The 14,429-nt window shown below is 70.2% G+C and carries 12 protein-coding genes; 7 read left to right on the top strand and 5 right to left on the bottom strand.

Annotated elements, in window-relative coordinates:
• Positions 1-44: 44 nt before the first annotated feature.
• The gene (locus ACFV9T_RS39795) at positions 45-2,288 is read right to left on the bottom strand and encodes a transglycosylase domain-containing protein (protein ID WP_385447947.1); all 2,244 of its coding nucleotides are present in this window, start codon (positions 2,286-2,288) and stop codon (positions 45-47) included.
• Positions 2,289-2,505: 217 nt separating this feature from the next.
• Here ACFV9T_RS39795 and ACFV9T_RS39790 point away from each other — a divergent pair, with 217 nt between their 5' ends.
• The 5 genes from ACFV9T_RS39790 to ACFV9T_RS39770 all read left to right on the top strand — a co-directional run bounded on the left by ACFV9T_RS39790 (position 2,506) and on the right by ACFV9T_RS39770 (position 7,515).
• On the top strand, positions 2,506-3,447 hold the full coding sequence (locus ACFV9T_RS39790) for an SPFH domain-containing protein (RefSeq protein WP_385447945.1): 942 nt from the start codon (positions 2,506-2,508) through the stop codon (positions 3,445-3,447).
• Entirely contained in the window at positions 3,444-3,731 is a 288-nt protein-coding gene (locus ACFV9T_RS39785; RefSeq protein WP_385447942.1) for a hypothetical protein, read from the top strand. The genes ACFV9T_RS39790 and ACFV9T_RS39785 overlap by 4 nt, the downstream gene beginning before the upstream one ends.
• Before the next feature lie 75 nt (positions 3,732-3,806).
• The gene (locus tag ACFV9T_RS39780) at positions 3,807-4,331 is read left to right on the top strand and encodes a PadR family transcriptional regulator (protein ID WP_385447939.1); all 525 of its coding nucleotides are present in this window, start codon (positions 3,807-3,809) and stop codon (positions 4,329-4,331) included.
• Complete coding sequence (locus tag ACFV9T_RS39775; RefSeq protein WP_385447937.1) at positions 4,328-5,014, top strand: ABC transporter ATP-binding protein; 687 nt, start codon at positions 4,328-4,330, stop codon at positions 5,012-5,014. The genes ACFV9T_RS39780 and ACFV9T_RS39775 overlap by 4 nt, the downstream gene beginning before the upstream one ends.
• The gene (locus tag ACFV9T_RS39770; protein WP_385447935.1) at positions 5,011-7,515 is read left to right on the top strand and encodes an FtsX-like permease family protein; all 2,505 of its coding nucleotides are present in this window, start codon (positions 5,011-5,013) and stop codon (positions 7,513-7,515) included. Before ACFV9T_RS39775 ends, ACFV9T_RS39770 begins: the two co-directional genes overlap by 4 nt.
• Before the next feature lie 67 nt (positions 7,516-7,582).
• On the opposite strand, the gene ACFV9T_RS39765 is transcribed toward ACFV9T_RS39770, so the two are convergent.
• Complete coding sequence (locus ACFV9T_RS39765; protein WP_385447932.1) at positions 7,583-8,539, bottom strand: hydrogen peroxide-inducible genes activator; 957 nt, start codon at positions 8,537-8,539, stop codon at positions 7,583-7,585.
• A 136-nt stretch (positions 8,540-8,675) separates the two neighbouring features.
• Here ACFV9T_RS39765 and ACFV9T_RS39760 point away from each other — a divergent pair, with 136 nt between their 5' ends.
• The gene (locus tag ACFV9T_RS39760) at positions 8,676-9,230 is read left to right on the top strand and encodes a peroxiredoxin (protein ID WP_385447929.1); all 555 of its coding nucleotides are present in this window, start codon (positions 8,676-8,678) and stop codon (positions 9,228-9,230) included.
• Between the two features lie 12 nt (positions 9,231-9,242).
• Positions 9,243-9,782, top strand: coding sequence for an alkyl hydroperoxide reductase (locus ACFV9T_RS39755; RefSeq protein ID WP_385447926.1), 540 nt, complete (start codon positions 9,243-9,245; stop codon positions 9,780-9,782).
• Between the two features lie 87 nt (positions 9,783-9,869).
• Here ACFV9T_RS39755 and ACFV9T_RS39750 read toward each other — a convergent pair whose 3' ends face one another.
• The 3 genes from ACFV9T_RS39750 to ACFV9T_RS39740 form a co-directional block, all read right to left on the bottom strand.
• Positions 9,870-11,357, bottom strand: a complete 1,488-nt coding sequence (locus ACFV9T_RS39750) for an AI-2E family transporter (RefSeq protein ID WP_385447924.1) — start codon at positions 11,355-11,357, stop codon at positions 9,870-9,872.
• A 135-nt stretch (positions 11,358-11,492) separates the two neighbouring features.
• Positions 11,493-12,206 carry a transglycosylase SLT domain-containing protein gene (locus ACFV9T_RS39745; RefSeq protein ID WP_385447922.1) on the bottom strand — a complete coding sequence of 238 codons (714 nt, stop codon included), beginning with the start codon at positions 12,204-12,206 and terminating at the stop codon, positions 11,493-11,495.
• A gap of 431 nt (positions 12,207-12,637) precedes the next feature.
• On the bottom strand, positions 12,638-13,975 hold the full coding sequence (locus tag ACFV9T_RS39740; RefSeq protein ID WP_385447919.1) for a PhoH family protein: 1,338 nt from the start codon (positions 13,973-13,975) through the stop codon (positions 12,638-12,640).
• Positions 13,976-14,429: the final 454 nt, after the last annotated feature.

Below are 14,429 nucleotides of genomic sequence, written 5' to 3'. Positions count from 1 at the left end.
CCGAGAAGGTGCCGGGCGGCCGTTTCAGGTGTCAGCCGGGAGCGTCAGCCCCCTTCCTGCCCCTGGTCGCCGTCGCCGTCGCCGCCATCGCCCGGCGCGGTCGGCGGCGCGGTCGGCAGGGTCGGCGCGGTCGGCGGCGCGGTCGGCGGCAGCGTCGGGGTCGCGGGCGTCGTCGGCGTGGTGGGCGTCGTCGGCGTCGCGCTCTTGGTCGGGGTCGGGCTGCCGCTGTCCGTGGGCGTCGGCGACGTCGTCGGGGACTCCTCGGCCTCCGTCGTCGGCGGGGGCGCCTGCGGCTGATTGTCCAGCTCGGTGTCCAGGTCGAACTTCGTGGTCGAGTCGTCATCCAGGGTGCTGCCCATGTACGCGCCCCAGATCTTGGCCGGGAAGTCACCGCCGTTGACCCGGCCGCCGCCGGCCGTGCCCTTGAGCGTGACCTGCGTGCCCTTGCCCTCCCGCTCGCCGAACATGCCGACCGAGGTCACCAGGTCGGGGGTGTAACCGGTGAACCAGGCGGACTTGTTGTCGTCCGAGGTGCCGGTCTTGCCCGCCATCTCCTGGCCCTTGGTGCGCACGGCCTGGCCGGTGCCGTCGTCGACCACGCCGGTCAGCACCTGGGTGACGGAGTCGGCCGCGCCACGGCTGATCGCCTGGCCGTTGGTCGGGTCCGGCAGTTGGGCCGTCTGGTCCTCGCCCTTCTCGGCCGACTTCACGAACGCCGGGGTGACCTTCTTGCCGTGGTTGTCGAGGGTCGCGTAGACCCCGGCCATCTCCTTGGGGCTGGCGCCCATCACGCCCAGCGACATCGCGGGGCGCACGTCGAAGCCGTTCTTCACCTCGCCGACCATGCCGAGGTCCATGGCGGTGTTCTTGACCTTGTCCAGGCCCACGTCCACCGCCATCTGCGCGAAGACGGAGTTGACGGACTTGTTCATCGCCTTCTGGACGTTGATCTCGCCGTAGGACTTGTTGTCCTCGTTCGGCGGGGAGAAGGCGGTGTCGCTGCCCTTGACCGGCCGTCTGCTGGTGCCGTCGTAGAGGGTGCTGGCGGTGATCGGCGTGCCGCTCTGGGTCGTCGCGCCGTTCTCATAGGCCGAGGCGAGGATGAGCGGCTTGAAGGTGGACGCGGGCTGGTAGTCCGAGCGGGTCGCGTTGTTGATGTAGTGCTGGGTCGCACCCGCGCCGCCGTACATCGCCACGATGCCACCGGTCTTGGGGTCCACGGAGATCGCGCCGACCTGGGCGTCCTTGTCGACCTGGCGATCCTTGGGGTCCAGCTTGTCGGTCAGTTCGGTCTGAACCGCCTTCTCCAGCGCCTTCTGCTTCTTCTTCTCGATGTTGAGGGTGACCGTCCAGCCGCCGGCCTCGAACTCCTTCTCGTCCACCCCCTCCTTGAACAGCTCCTTCTTCGCTTCAAGGATCACGTAGCCGGTCTGACCCTCCAGCCCGGGAATCGGGCGGGGCGCGATGGGCTTGTCGAACTTCAGCCCGTCGCGCTCGCTCTTGGACAGCCAGTCCTTCTCGACCATGTTGTTGAGGATGTAGTTCCAGCGGGCCACGACCAGCTTCTTGCCGTTGGGGCCCGCCGTTGAGTAGTCGTACTGGCTGGGGGCCTGGAGCAGTGCCGCGAGGTAGGCGCCCTGCGCGACCGTCAGCTTGTCGACGTCCTTGTTGTAGTACGCGCGGGAGGCGGCCTGGATGCCGTAGGCGCCGCGGCCGTAGTAGCTGGTGTTGATGTAGCCCTGGAGGATGTAGTCCTTGGACTCCTGCTGGTCGACCTTGAGCGAGATCACCAGCTCGTTCAGCTTGCGGCTGATGGTCTGTTCCTGGCTGAGGTAGTAGTTCTTGACGAACTGCTGGGTGATGGTCGAACCACCCTGCTTGCCCCTGCCGAGAGCGGTGTTGATCAGACCGCGCGCGGTGCCCGAGAAGGAGACACCTGAGTCGGTGTAGAAGTCCTTGTTCTCGGCGGCGACGAAGGTGTGCTGCACCTTCTTGGGGATCTTGGACAGCGGTACCGACTCGCGGTTGACCGTGCCCTCCTTGGCCATGATCGAGCCGTCGCCGTATTTGTAGATATTGGCCTCGGCCCTGGCCTCGGCGTTCGCGTCGGGGATGTCGACGCTGAAGTACAGGATGGCGAACGCCCCCACCCCCAGGGCGCCCAGCCCGACGAAGTAGCCCAGCACCATCTTCCAGGTGAAGAACCGGCGTATGCCCCCCGGCTTCGCCGTCTTCTTGGCTCTGCGTGCGCCCTTCTGCCGCGCCCGCCGATCGTCCGCTCTACCCATCTCTCCCGCCGCTCCAGTCCATCCGCCCCCCGCACCCAAGCCAGCTCATGAAGCTAGCACCGCAACTACCGGCAAATACTCATCGATCAAGCTTTTTCCGTACGTGACAAAGAGCACGTCTCTCACGGGAACTGACGGCCCAGTGCCGCCGGGGGTTGCACAGGAACCAAAATGTGTTATCACTTTGCTAGACACTTCGAGCAGAGACGGGGACCCCATGACCGACACCACCGCCACCCATGCCGACATACCGGCCATCCCGGAGCCACAGGTACGGGAGCGGCCCGCCAAGAACATCAACGGCGGCCTCGCCCTGCTGCTGGGCCTGATCGGGCTGGTCGCCGGGGTCGGGCTGATCTTCGCCGGGGCGGCCGTCGCCGCCGAGAACAAGGGCGCCGCGTCCACCGCGCTGATCGTCGCCGGGATCGTGGTGATCCTCACCGCGATCATCACCATGTGCGGGCTGAACACGGTCGCGCCGGGCGAGGCCCGGGTCGTCCAGCTCTTCGGCCGCTACCGCGGCACCATCCGCACCGACGGGCTGCGCTGGGTGAACCCGCTGACCAGCCGGGAGAAGATCTCCACCCGGGTGCGCAACCACGAGACCGCGGTGCTCAAGGTCAACGACGCGTACGGCAACCCGATCGAACTGGCCGCCGTCGTGGTCTGGAAGGTCGAGGACACCGCGCAGGCGATGTTCGAGGTGGACGACTTCCTGGAGTTCGTCGCCACCCAGACCGAGGCGGCCGTGCGCCACATCGCCATCGAGTACCCGTACGACGCCCACGACGAGGACGGCCTGTCGCTGCGCGGCAACGCCGAGGAGATCACCGAGAAGCTCGCGGTCGAGCTGCACGCCCGGGTCGACGCGGCCGGGGTCCGCATCATCGAGTCGCGCTTCACCCACCTCGCGTACGCCCCGGAGATCGCCTCCGCGATGCTCCAGCGGCAGCAGGCGGGCGCGGTGGTCGCCGCCCGGCGGCAGATCGTGGACGGCGCGGTCGGCATGGTCGAGGCGGCCCTCGCCCGGATCGCCGAAGAGCACATCGTCGAACTGGACGAGGAGCGCAAGGCCGCGATGGTCAGCAATCTGATGGTGGTCCTCTGCGGAGACCGCTCCCCGCAGCCCGTCCTCAACACCGGCACGCTCTACCAGTGACGGACCAGGAGACGGGGGACACAGACGGGCGGCAGCCGCGGCGGCAGCGCAAGCAGACGCTGCTGCGGCTCGACCCGGCGGTCTACGACGCCCTCGCCCGATGGGCGGGCGAGGAGCTGCGCAGCGCCAACGCGCAGATCGAATTCCTGCTCCGCAAGGCGCTGTCGGACGCGGGACGGCTGCCCGGTTCGACCCGCCCGATCCCGCGCCGGGGCCGTCCGCCCCGCGCGGCGGGCGGGGACGGGGCCGATGACGGCACATCCGGGGGCCATACCCAGCAATAGGGCCCTGACCAGCACAGATGACCTCCTCATCTCAGCTATACACACGAGGTATACGCATGGTGTAGAGTGCCGCGCATGTCAATCGGCCACACTTTGCTCGGGCTTCTGGAGTCCGGTCCACGGCACGGCTACGACCTCAAGCGCGCCTTCGACGAGAGATTCGGGCACGACCGCCCGCTGCACTACGGGCAGGTCTACTCGACCATGTCCCGGCTCCTGAAGAACGGCCTCGTGGAGGTCGACGGCGTCGAGCACGCGGGGGGTCCGGAGCGCAAGCGCTACGCGATCACCGACGCGGGCATCACCGATGTGGAGCACTGGCTCGCGCAGCCCGAGAAGCCCGAGCCCTACCTTCAGTCGGTCCTCTACACCAAGGTCGTCCTCGCCCTGCTCACCGGGCGCGACGCCGCCGATCTGCTCGACGTCCAGCGCGCGGAGCACCTGCGGCTGATGCGCGAGCTGACCCAGCGCAAGCGCGGCGGCGACCTCAGCGACCAACTCATCTGCGACCACGCCCTCTTCCACCTTGAGGCCGATCTGCGCTGGCTTGAGCTGACCGCGGCCCGCCTCAGCCCCCTCGCCAAGGCGGTGCGTTCATGACTCCGGCAGGATCTCTGCTGATTGCCGACGGCCTGCACAAGTCGTACGGCCGCACTCCCGCGCTGGACGGCGCGCACTTCTCCATCCACCCCGGCGAGGTCGTCGCCGTCATGGGCCCCTCCGGCTCCGGCAAGTCGACCCTGCTGCACTGCCTGGCCGGGATCGTCCGGCCGGACTCCGGTTCGGTGCACTACAGCGGGCGCGAGCTGTCCGCCATGTCGGACGGCGAGCGCAGCAGCCTGCGCCGCGGCGAGTTCGGCTTCGTCTTCCAGTTCGGCCAGCTCGTCCCCGAGCTGACCTGCGTGGAGAACGTCGCGCTGCCGCTGCGGCTGAGCGGGATCAAGCGCAAGGAGGCCGAGGCCCGGGCGCTGTCCTGGATGGAGCGGCTGGAGGTCGCCGTCGTGGCGGCCAAGCGGCCCGGCGAGGTCTCCGGCGGTCAGGGGCAGCGCGTCGCGGTCGCCCGCTCGCTGGTCACCGCGCCACGGGTGCTGTTCGCCGACGAGCCGACCGGCGCGCTGGACTCCCTCAACGGCGAGCGGGTGATGGAGCTGCTGACCGAGGCGGCCCGGGAGACCCGTACGGCGGTCGTCCTGGTCACCCACGAGGCGCGGGTCGCCGCGTACTCCGACCGCGAGGTCGTCGTACGCGACGGCAAGGCGCGGGACATGGCGGGCGCCCGATGAGCGGCCCGGACGGCGGCCACGACGGCGCGGGCGGCCGCGGCGGCCAGGCGACGCTGGCCCTGAGGTCCGCACCGCCCCGGCCCCCCGCTCGCGAGGAGCCCCCGCGGCGCCCCGGCATCGCCCGCTGGGCCGCGGACCTCGCCATGGGCGGACGGTTCGCGGTCTCCGGCGGACGGGAGAGCTGGGCCAGGACGATCATGACGGCGGTCGGCGTCGGCCTCGGCGTCACGCTGCTGCTGTTCGCCGCATCCGTCCCCACCATGGACGCCGAGCGCACCGCGCGGTCCAACGCCATCGCCGCCTTCGGCTTCGGGGAGGAGCCGAAGCCGGGCCCCGGCACGGTCCACGTCGCCCAGGCGGACACCGACTTCCGCGACATGGACATCTCGGGCATGGTGATGGCGCCCGACGGCGCCCGTCCGCCCCATCCGCCGGGCGTCAGCGGCGTTCCGGCCGCCGGGGAGATGTTCGTCTCCCCCGCGCTGAAGAAGCTGCTCGCCTCCGACGAGGGCAAGCTGCTCCGGGACCGCTTCCCGTACCGCATAGCCGGGGTGATCGGCGACAGCGGACTGTCCGGCCCCACCGAGCTGCGCTACTACGCGGGGATCACCCCGAAGCAGTTCGACAGCGTCCCCTCCAGCTACCACCTCGACGCCTGGGGTGCCACGGACACCAGCGAGGACGGGCTGGACCCCGGGCTGGTGCTGCTGGTCATCGTGGGCTGTGTGGTGCTGCTGCTGCCGGTGCTCATCTTCATCGCCACCGCCGCCCGCTTCGGCGGCGAGCGCCGCGACCGGAGGCTGGCCGCACTGCGGCTGGTCGGCGCCGATATCCCGATGACCCGGCGGATCGCCGCGGGTGAGTCGCTGTTCGGCTCGCTCCTCGGGCTCGCGGTCGGCGGCGCGCTCTTCCTGCTGCTGCGGGAGGCCGTCGGCGGCGCCTCGATGCTGAACCTCAGCTTCTTCACGTCCGACATCACGCCCACCCTCCCGCTCGCCCTGGCGGTCGCGGTGACCGTGCCCGCCTCGGCCGTCGCCGTCACGCTCATCGCCCTGCGCGCCATCGCCATCGAACCGCTGGGTGTCGTACGGAACGCCACCCCCAGGCGGCGGAGGCTGTGGTGGCGGCTGGCGCTCCCGCTCCTCGGCGTCGGGATGCTGGCCCCGCTCGCGGGCGGCTTCGGGGCGACCAGTTCGAGCGGCGACCTCCAGGCCTTCCAGGCCGCGGCCGGTGCCGTCCTGGTCCTCATCGGCACCACCGCGCTGCTGCCGTGGCTGGTCGAGTCCGTCGTGGAGCGCTTCGGCAAGGGCCCGGTGCCCTGGCAGCTCGCCACCCGGCGGCTCCAGCTCAGCAGCGGCACCGCCGCCCGCGCGGTCAGCGGCATCACGGTGGCGGTGGCCGGGGCCATCGCGCTCCAGATGCTCTTCGCGAGCGTGCAGGCCAACAGCACCGAGGAGACGGACCAGGACCCGAACCGCGCCCAGCTGTCGATGGGCCTGCAGGTCGGTGACGGCGCCGAGGCCCGCGACGCCTTCGCCCGGCTCGGCGCGGCCAAGGGCGTGCGCAGCGTGCTCGGGGTCACCCAGGACTCCGTCTCCGACCCGCGCGGCAAGGCGAAGGACCCGGCCGAGATCCCGACCGACTCCCTCACCGTCGCCGACTGCCCCGCGCTGCGTGAGCTGGCGCACCTGAAGAGCTGCCGGGACGGCGATGTCTTCATCGTCGACGCACCACCGGCCGGCGCGGCGGACGAAGGGCAGGTGGCCTACCCGCCGCCCGAAAAGCCCTTCGCGAAGCCCGGCACACAGGTCAACCTGAGCTTCGACGAGGAGGGCCTGCCCACGGTCGGCAAGCAGAAGCTGTGGACGATCCCCGGTTCGGCCACGACGGCGAAGCCCAGGATGGACCCGACGGGGATCTACCGCTCCGGCGTCTTCGCCACCCCCGGCGCCATCGACGTCGCGCAGCTTTCCGACCCGCAGGCGCTGGCGATGATGCGTATGGACCCGAACGTGCCGGACGCCAACGAGTACGTACGCAACGCCAGCAGGGCGATCGACCCGGCGATGGACGTGGTACAGCTCAGCGGCGTATCGCAGTCGAACGAGTTCCAGACGATCCGCAACGTGCTGTACATCGGTGCCACCGCGACGCTGCTGCTCATCGGGGCCAGCATGATCGTGACCACCCTGGAGCAACTGCGGGACCGCAAGCGGCTGCTGTCCGTCCTGGTCGCCTTCGGCACCCGGCGCTCCACGCTGAGCTGGTCCATCCTGTGGCAGACCGCGATCCCGGTGGTGCTGGGGCTCGCGCTGTCGGTCGCGGGCGGTCTTGCGCTGGGCACGCTGCTGCTGAAGATGGTCGGTGAGAAGCTGGCCGTGGACTGGGCCGGACTCGCCATGATGACCGGCATCGGCGCGGGCGTCATCGTCCTGGTGACGCTGGCCAGCCTGCCTCCGCTGTGGCGCATGATGCGCCCGGAGGGGCTGCGTACGGAGTAGGCCCGGCCATGACGTGAGAACGCGCCGTCGCGGCGGGGGACGAACCTCCGCCGCGACGGCCCGCGTTTCAGCGCGCGACCCGCACCGGCAGCGGCCGCACCGCCTCGCGGAGCGTGGCGGCCAGCGCCTCGAACTCCTCCGCCCGCGCGGCCCCGGCCCGCATGGCCAGGGCGATGCGGCGGGCGGGGGCCGGGTCGGCGAAGTCGCCGGTGGCCAGCTCCTCGTTGCGGGCGGTCTCGACCCGTAGCGCGGTACGCGGCAGCAGGGTCACCCCGAGCCCGCCGCCGACGAGTTGCACCAGCGTGGAGAGCCCGGCGGCGGTCGTGGTCACCGGGGCGCCCTCGGTGCGGCCCGCCTCGCGGCAGATGTCCAGGGCCTGGTCGCGCAGGCAGTGGCCCTCGTCCAGCAGCAGCAGATCCAGCTCCTTCAGCGCCTCGCGGGGTATGTCCATGCGCCCGCCCAGCCAGTGGTCCCGGGGCGTGACCAGCACGAAGTCCTCGTCGAAGAGCGGCAGTTCCACCACCCCCGGGGCGCCCAGCGGCACCGCGAGCAGCAGCAGGTCAAGACGCCCCTGGGCGAGCCCGTCCAGCAGCGAGGTGGTCTGCTCCTCGTGCACCTGAAGGTCGAGGCGCGGATAGTGCTCGTTCACCAGCCGCAGCACGGTCGGCAGCAGATACGGGGCCACGGTCGGGATCACCCCGAGCCGCAGCACCCCGGTGAACGGCGCCCGCGCCGCCTCGGCTTCCTCCAGCAGCGCACCCACTTCGGCGAGCACGGAGCGTGCTCGCGCGGCCAGCCGCTCACCCGCCGGACTGAGGAGCACCTTGCGGGTCGTACGCTCGAGAAGCTGAACCCCGAGCGTGTCCTCCAGCACGGCGACGGCCCCCGAAAGGGCGGGCTGGCTCATGCCGATGGCGGACGCCGCATCGCGGAAGTGCAGATGCTCGGCGACCGCGGCGAACGCCTTGAGCTGGGACAAGCTCGGCTGCCGCGGCTTTCCGGCCGGTGTCGCAGTCGCGGCCACTGATAGCCACCTCCAATCAACTTCAGCGAGTCTAGCTATTTCACTGATCAATGTGGAATGTGCCAGGGTGGAGACCGTCCAACCCCGGGAAACCCCCACAAAGGGTCCCTCCCACGCGAAAGCTGCAAGGAGAAACGTGCTCACTGTCGGTGACAAGTTCCCCGAGTTCGACCTGACCGCCTGTGTCTCGCTGGAGAAGGGGCAGGAGTTCGAGCAGATCAACCACAAGACCTACGAGGGCAAGTGGAAGATCGTTTTCGCATGGCCCAAGGACTTCACCTTCGTGTGCCCGACCGAGATCGCGGCCTTCGGCAAGCTGAACGAGGAGTTCGCCGACCGTGACGCCCAGATCCTGGGCTTCTCCGGCGACTCCGAGTTCGTCCACCACGCCTGGCGCAAGGACCACGCGGACCTGCGTGACCTGCCCTTCCCGATGCTGGCCGACTCCAAGCACGAGCTGATGCGCGACCTGGGCATCGAGGGCGAGGACGGCTTCGCACAGCGCGCCGTCTTCATCGTGGACCAGAACAACGAGATCCAGTTCACCATGGTGACGGCCGGTTCCGTGGGCCGTAACCCCAAGGAGGTCCTGCGGGTGCTGGACGCCCTGCAGACCGATGAGCTGTGCCCGTGCAACTGGACGCAGGGCGAGGACACCCTCGACCCGGTCGCGCTCCTTTCCGGCGAGTGAGGTGAACTGACAATGGCACTCGACACCCTGAAGTCCGCCCTGCCGGACTACGCCAAGGACCTGAAGCTGAACCTCGGTTCGGTGATCGGCAACTCCGAGCTTCCGCAGCAGCAGCTGTGGGGCACCGTGCTGGCCTGCGCGATCGCCTCGCGCTCGCCGCAGGTGCTGCGCGAGCTGGAGCCGGAGGCCAAGGCCAACCTGTCGGCCGAGGCGTACACCGCCGCCAAGTCGGCGGCCGCCATCATGGCGATGAACAACGTGTACTACCGGACCCGGCACCTGCTGTCCGACCCGGAGTACGGCAACCTGCGCGCCGGTCTGCGGATGAACGTCATCGGCAACCCGGGCGTGGACAAGACCGACTTCGAGCTGTGGTCGCTCGCGGTCTCCGCGATCAACGGCTGCGGCATGTGCCTGGACTCGCACGAGCAGGTGCTCCGCAAGGCGGGCGTGGACCGCGACACGGTCCAGGAAGCCTTCAAGATCGCCGCAGTGCTGCAGGCGGTCGGCGCCACCCTGGACGCCGAGGGCGTCCTGGCCGAGAACGGCTGACGCCGCCCGGTCGCGTAGACACCGCAGAGACGAAGGGGCGCCCCACCGATCATCGGTGGGGCGCCCCTTCGCGCTGCCGTACGGGAGTTACGTACCGCCCCCGCCCGGAGGCCCCGGCGGCCTCGGCGGCCGGACCGGCGCGGCGGCCACGGCGGTCGCGCCGTGCGGGCCCGGACCGGCGCGCAGGGCGCTCTCCCTGCTGTACGAACGCAGATAGCCGACCGCCGTGTTGACGACCGCCACCAGCGGTACGGCCACCACGGCGCCGCCGATGCCGCCGATCAGCGAGCCGCCCGCGACGGAGAGCACCACGGCCAGCGGATGGACCCGCACCGCGCGGCCGAGGATGAACGGCTGCAGCACATGGCCCTCGATCTGCTGCACCGCCAGCACCACCACCAGCACCATCCCCGCCGTGAACACGCCCTGGGTGACCAGCGCCACCATGACCGCGAGCGCGCCGGAGACCACGGCACCGACCAGCGGGATGAAGGCGAAGAGGAAGATGAAGACGGCGAGGGGCACGGCCATCGGGACGTCGAGGAAGAAGAGCCCGACGCCGATGAAGATCGCGTCGATGAGGGCCACTATCACCGTGCCCCGCACATAGGCGGTCAGCGTGGCCCAGGCGCGCGGCCCCGCGCCCGCCACGCCCGGCCGGGCCGCCGCGGGGACGAGCCCCAGCACCCAGCCCCAGATCCGCGGCCCGTCGTACAGCAGGAACAGCGTGCTGAACATGGTCAGCAGGATGCCGGTGAGCACCTCGACCACGACCGTGACGCCTTCGAGCCCGGCCGAGGTGATCTCCTCGGTGTTGGCGCCGACGGCCTCGCGCAGGCTCTTGGCGACATGGTTGATCTGCTTCTCGGTCACATGGAACGGGCTGTGCAGCAGCCAGCGCCGCAGATCGTCGATGCCGTCCTGGAGCTTGTCGGACAGCTCGTCGATGTTCTCCATGACCTGCCAGACCACGAACCACACGACCAGCCCCATGATGATGAAGCCGCCGATGAAGGCGATGGTCGTGGCGAGGCCGCGCGCGACGCCCTTGAGGCGCAGCCGGGTGACGGTGGGCTCCAGCAGGGCCGTGATGAGCAGGGCCACGGTGAAGGAGAACACGACCAGCTGGACGGAGCTGATGACCTGCATCAGCACATAGAGCATTCCGGCCAGCACCAGCAGCCGCCAGGCGGCCTCGGCGGCGACGCGCATGCCCCAGGGGACGGCGTCGGCCGGACTCGGCCGGGCGGCGACGGCCGGGGCGTACGCGGGCGGGGCGGGCACGGCGGCGGCCTCGGCCGCTGCGGCCCCTTCGGACGGCCCGGGCGGTCCCGGCGGTTCGGGCGGCGGCCCGGGGCGCGCTGACGGCTCCTGCCGCGACGCGTCCGGCGCATGCGGCTCGGGCGGCTCGGGCGTCTCGGGCGGCTCGGGCGGCTCGGGCGGCTCGGGCGGCCGACCGGCTCCTCCGCCGCCGCTCTCGTCACCGCGTGCCGCGGCCTCTTCGCGTTCGAGCCGCGCGGCGAGCCGGGTCAGTCCGGCCCCCAACCTGCCGACCCAATCTGGCAATCTGGACATTCAGCTTTCCCTACCCCCGGTTCCCCCGTAGTCGTCGGCATGACGTTACCGGCTGCGGACGCGCGAAACCCCCGACCTGCCGGACGGGGGTTTCGCGAAGCTTACGTCACTGAGCGGCCGGATGGCCCGGACCGATCAGTAGTAGTTGTTGGCCTGCCAGAACGACCAGGCGTCACAGGGGCTGCCGTAGCGGTCCTCCATGTAGCCCAGACCCCACTTGATCTGGGTGGCCGGGTTGGTCTTCCAGTCGGCACCGGCCGAGGACATCTTGGACGCGGGCAGCGCCTGCACCAGACCGTACGAACCCGAGGACGGGTTGGTGGCCTGGTAGTTCCAGCCGCTCTCGTGGTCCACGATGTTGCTGAAGCACTGGAACTGGTCGCCCGGGATCATCTGCCGGGCCATGGCCTTGACCTCGGCGATGGAGTACGAGGCCTTCGCGGGGAAGTCGCCGGCGTCACGCGTGGCCGAACGGCTCGCGAGCTCCTGCTTCTTCTTGGCCTCGCGCTCCTTGGCCAGCTTCTCGGCAGCCGCCTTGTCCGCGGCGGCCTTCTTGGCCTTCGCGTCCTGGGCAGCCTGCTTGCGGGCCGCCTCCTCAGCGGACTTCTTCGCCTCCGCGTCGGCCGCGGTGGACTGAACGTCCGCCTGCTGCGTCAGGGATGCTGTCTGCGCCACGGCCTGCTGGCCGGCGGGTATGTCCGCGAGGAGCGTCGAGTCGGCGGCGGTCGCCTCGATCGGGTCGGACGAGCTCTGCTGCTCGCCACCCGCGGCGACACCGACGACGGCGCCCACAGTGGTGACCGCGGTGGCCGAGGCCACTGCGAATCCCCGGACCGAAATCCGGCTCACTCGGTTTTCCTTCCAGCGTCGCCCGCTTAGGTGACCTCGCGGGCGCAATCGTGCCCCTGTGCGCTGGCCCCCCCTTGTTCCGTCCCCGGTGCTGCTCAGTGGGTGTGGCTGGTCACGGGAGGCACTGGCCCGGTGCGTCCTCCCGCAGGAGGGACGCGAGGTGCTCGGGCGGCATACGGCGAACTCTCTTCAGTTCTGGTACTGCTGTGGTTCTGTACCGCTGGCGGTACTGGTGTGCCGTATGCGAGGCCTGACAGAACCCACAGACTGCCGGACACGGATAGCCGTAGGCAATTCCCTGGCAGGTGTGAAAGCTCACAGGCCGTTTACGCCCTAGGGTTTTTGGAAATCCACGCGCGAGAACGCGCCGCACAGCTAGGCTCTTTGGCCTTTCCGCACGGCGCGTTACTCGCGTACCGGACGCAACCGGATCAGATGCGGCCGTCCTCCAGCATTTCGGTCACCAGAGCCGCGATCGGCGACCGCTCCGAGCGGTTGAGGGTGACATGCGCGAAGAGCGGATGCCCCTTCAGCTTCTCGACGACCGCCACCACCCCGTCGTACCGCCCGACACGGAGATTGTCGCGCTGCCCCACGTCATGGGTCAGCACCACCCGGGAGTTGGCGCCGATCCGGGACAGAACGGTCAGCAGCACGTTCCGTTCGAGCGACTGCGCCTCGTCGACGATCACGAAGGCGTCGTGCAGCGAACGGCCGCGGATGTGGGTGAGCGGAAGCACCTCCAGCATGCCGCGCTCCACCACCTCCTCGATCACCTCGGCGCTGGTCACCGCGGACAGCGTGTCGAAGACCGCCTGAGCCCAGGGGCTCATCTTCTCGGCCTCGCTGCCGGGCAGATAGCCCAACTCCTGACCGCCCACCGCGTACAGCGGGCGGAAGATCATCACCTTGCGGTGCTGCCGCCGCTCCAGGACCGCCTCCAGGCCCGCGCACAGCGCGAGCGCCGACTTGCCCGTACCGGCCCGGCCGCCCATGGACAGGATGCCGACCTCGGGGTCGAGCAGCAGGTCCAGCGCGATGCGCTGCTCCGCGCTGCGCCCGTGGATGCCGAACGCCTCGCGGTCGCCGCGCACCACCCGTACCTGCCCGTCCGGGGTGACCCGGCCCAGCGCCTTGCCGCGCTCGGACTGGAGGACCAGTCCGGTGTGCACGGGCAGTTCGGCGGCCTCGGGGATGTACGCGGTCTCGGCGGCGAACAGGTCGTCCACCTGCTCGGCCGAGACGGCCAGCTCGGCCATCCCGGTCCAGCCCGAATCGGTGATCGCCAGTTCCGCGCGGTACTCCTCGGCGAGCAGCCCCACCGAGGACGCCTTGATGCGCAGGGGCAGATCCTTCGAGACGACCGTGACGTCGTACCCCTCGGCCTGCAGGTTCCGGGCGACGGCGAGGATCCGCGCGTCGTTGTCCCCTACCCGGCCGCCATGGGTCAGGAAGGCCGCGGGGAGGATTCCCGGGTCGGAGTGGTTGAGCTCGACGCGCAGGCTGCCGCCCAGGTCGCCAATCGGAATCGGAGCATCCAGACGGCCGAACCGGACGCGGTACTCGTCCAGCAGGCGCAGTGCCTGCCGGGCGAAATACCCCAGCTCCGGGTGGTGCCGCTTGGCCTCCAGCTCCGTGACCACCACGACCGGCAGCACGACTTCGTGCTCGTCGAAGCGGGACATGGCGCCTGGGTCGGCAAGCAGGACGCTGGTGTCGAGGACATAGGTGCGCCGGTCGTGCTCGCGGCGTTTCTTGCTGGTCACCACGGGTGGACGAACCCCCTCGGGAGAGGTTGGGGTGCGACGGCGTCGCGGGAGTGATGTCTCCCCGCCACAGGCGGGGAGCGGACCGGGCTCAGGCCCCGCGGAACGGGCCGAGCGCCGGCCCTCCGCGTCATACGCACGATCCGCACAGTCGTCCGTGTGCAAAGGGCCTCCCGGACGAACGGCCCGATGCCGTCCGCTGGCAGTTCGACACCCACTGGACAGTGGAACAGGGCGTCGACCTGGAAGGGATATTCCCTCGAAGGTGCGGAGCCATGCAACGGCATATGACGGCCCGCACATGAACGTTGAGGAACGGGCGTGCTACACGGCGGCCGGGGGGGGGCGCGGGCCGGGGGGCCGGCCCCCCCCGGGGGCAGGCTGGTTGGCTGAAGGCGATATACCCCCCGGGCGGGGGGGCCGGGGCGTAAAAAAAAAAAAAGAGGGGCACCGAGTA

The sequence above is a fragment of the Streptomyces sp. NPDC059850 genome (assembly GCF_042731515.1).
Taxonomy (GTDB): Bacteria; Actinomycetota; Actinomycetes; order Streptomycetales; family Streptomycetaceae; genus Streptomyces.
This window is presented reverse-complemented; position numbering and strand designations above follow the sequence as displayed.

Excerpts from the sequence above, each read along its gene's own strand:
- ACFV9T_RS39795 (WP_385447947.1), bottom strand. The coding sequence starts at position 2,288 with ATGGGTAGAGCGGACGATCGGCGGGCGCGGCAGAAGGGCGCACGCAGA.
- ACFV9T_RS39790 (WP_385447945.1), top strand. The coding sequence starts at position 2,506 with ATGACCGACACCACCGCCACCCATGCCGACATACCGGCCATCCCGGAG.
- ACFV9T_RS39780 (WP_385447939.1), top strand. The coding sequence starts at position 3,807 with ATGTCAATCGGCCACACTTTGCTCGGGCTTCTGGAGTCCGGTCCACGG.
- ACFV9T_RS39775 (WP_385447937.1), top strand. The coding sequence starts at position 4,328 with ATGACTCCGGCAGGATCTCTGCTGATTGCCGACGGCCTGCACAAGTCG.
- ACFV9T_RS39770 (WP_385447935.1), top strand. The coding sequence starts at position 5,011 with ATGAGCGGCCCGGACGGCGGCCACGACGGCGCGGGCGGCCGCGGCGGC.
- ACFV9T_RS39755 (WP_385447926.1), top strand. The coding sequence starts at position 9,243 with ATGGCACTCGACACCCTGAAGTCCGCCCTGCCGGACTACGCCAAGGAC.
- ACFV9T_RS39750 (WP_385447924.1), bottom strand. The coding sequence starts at position 11,357 with ATGTCCAGATTGCCAGATTGGGTCGGCAGGTTGGGGGCCGGACTGACC.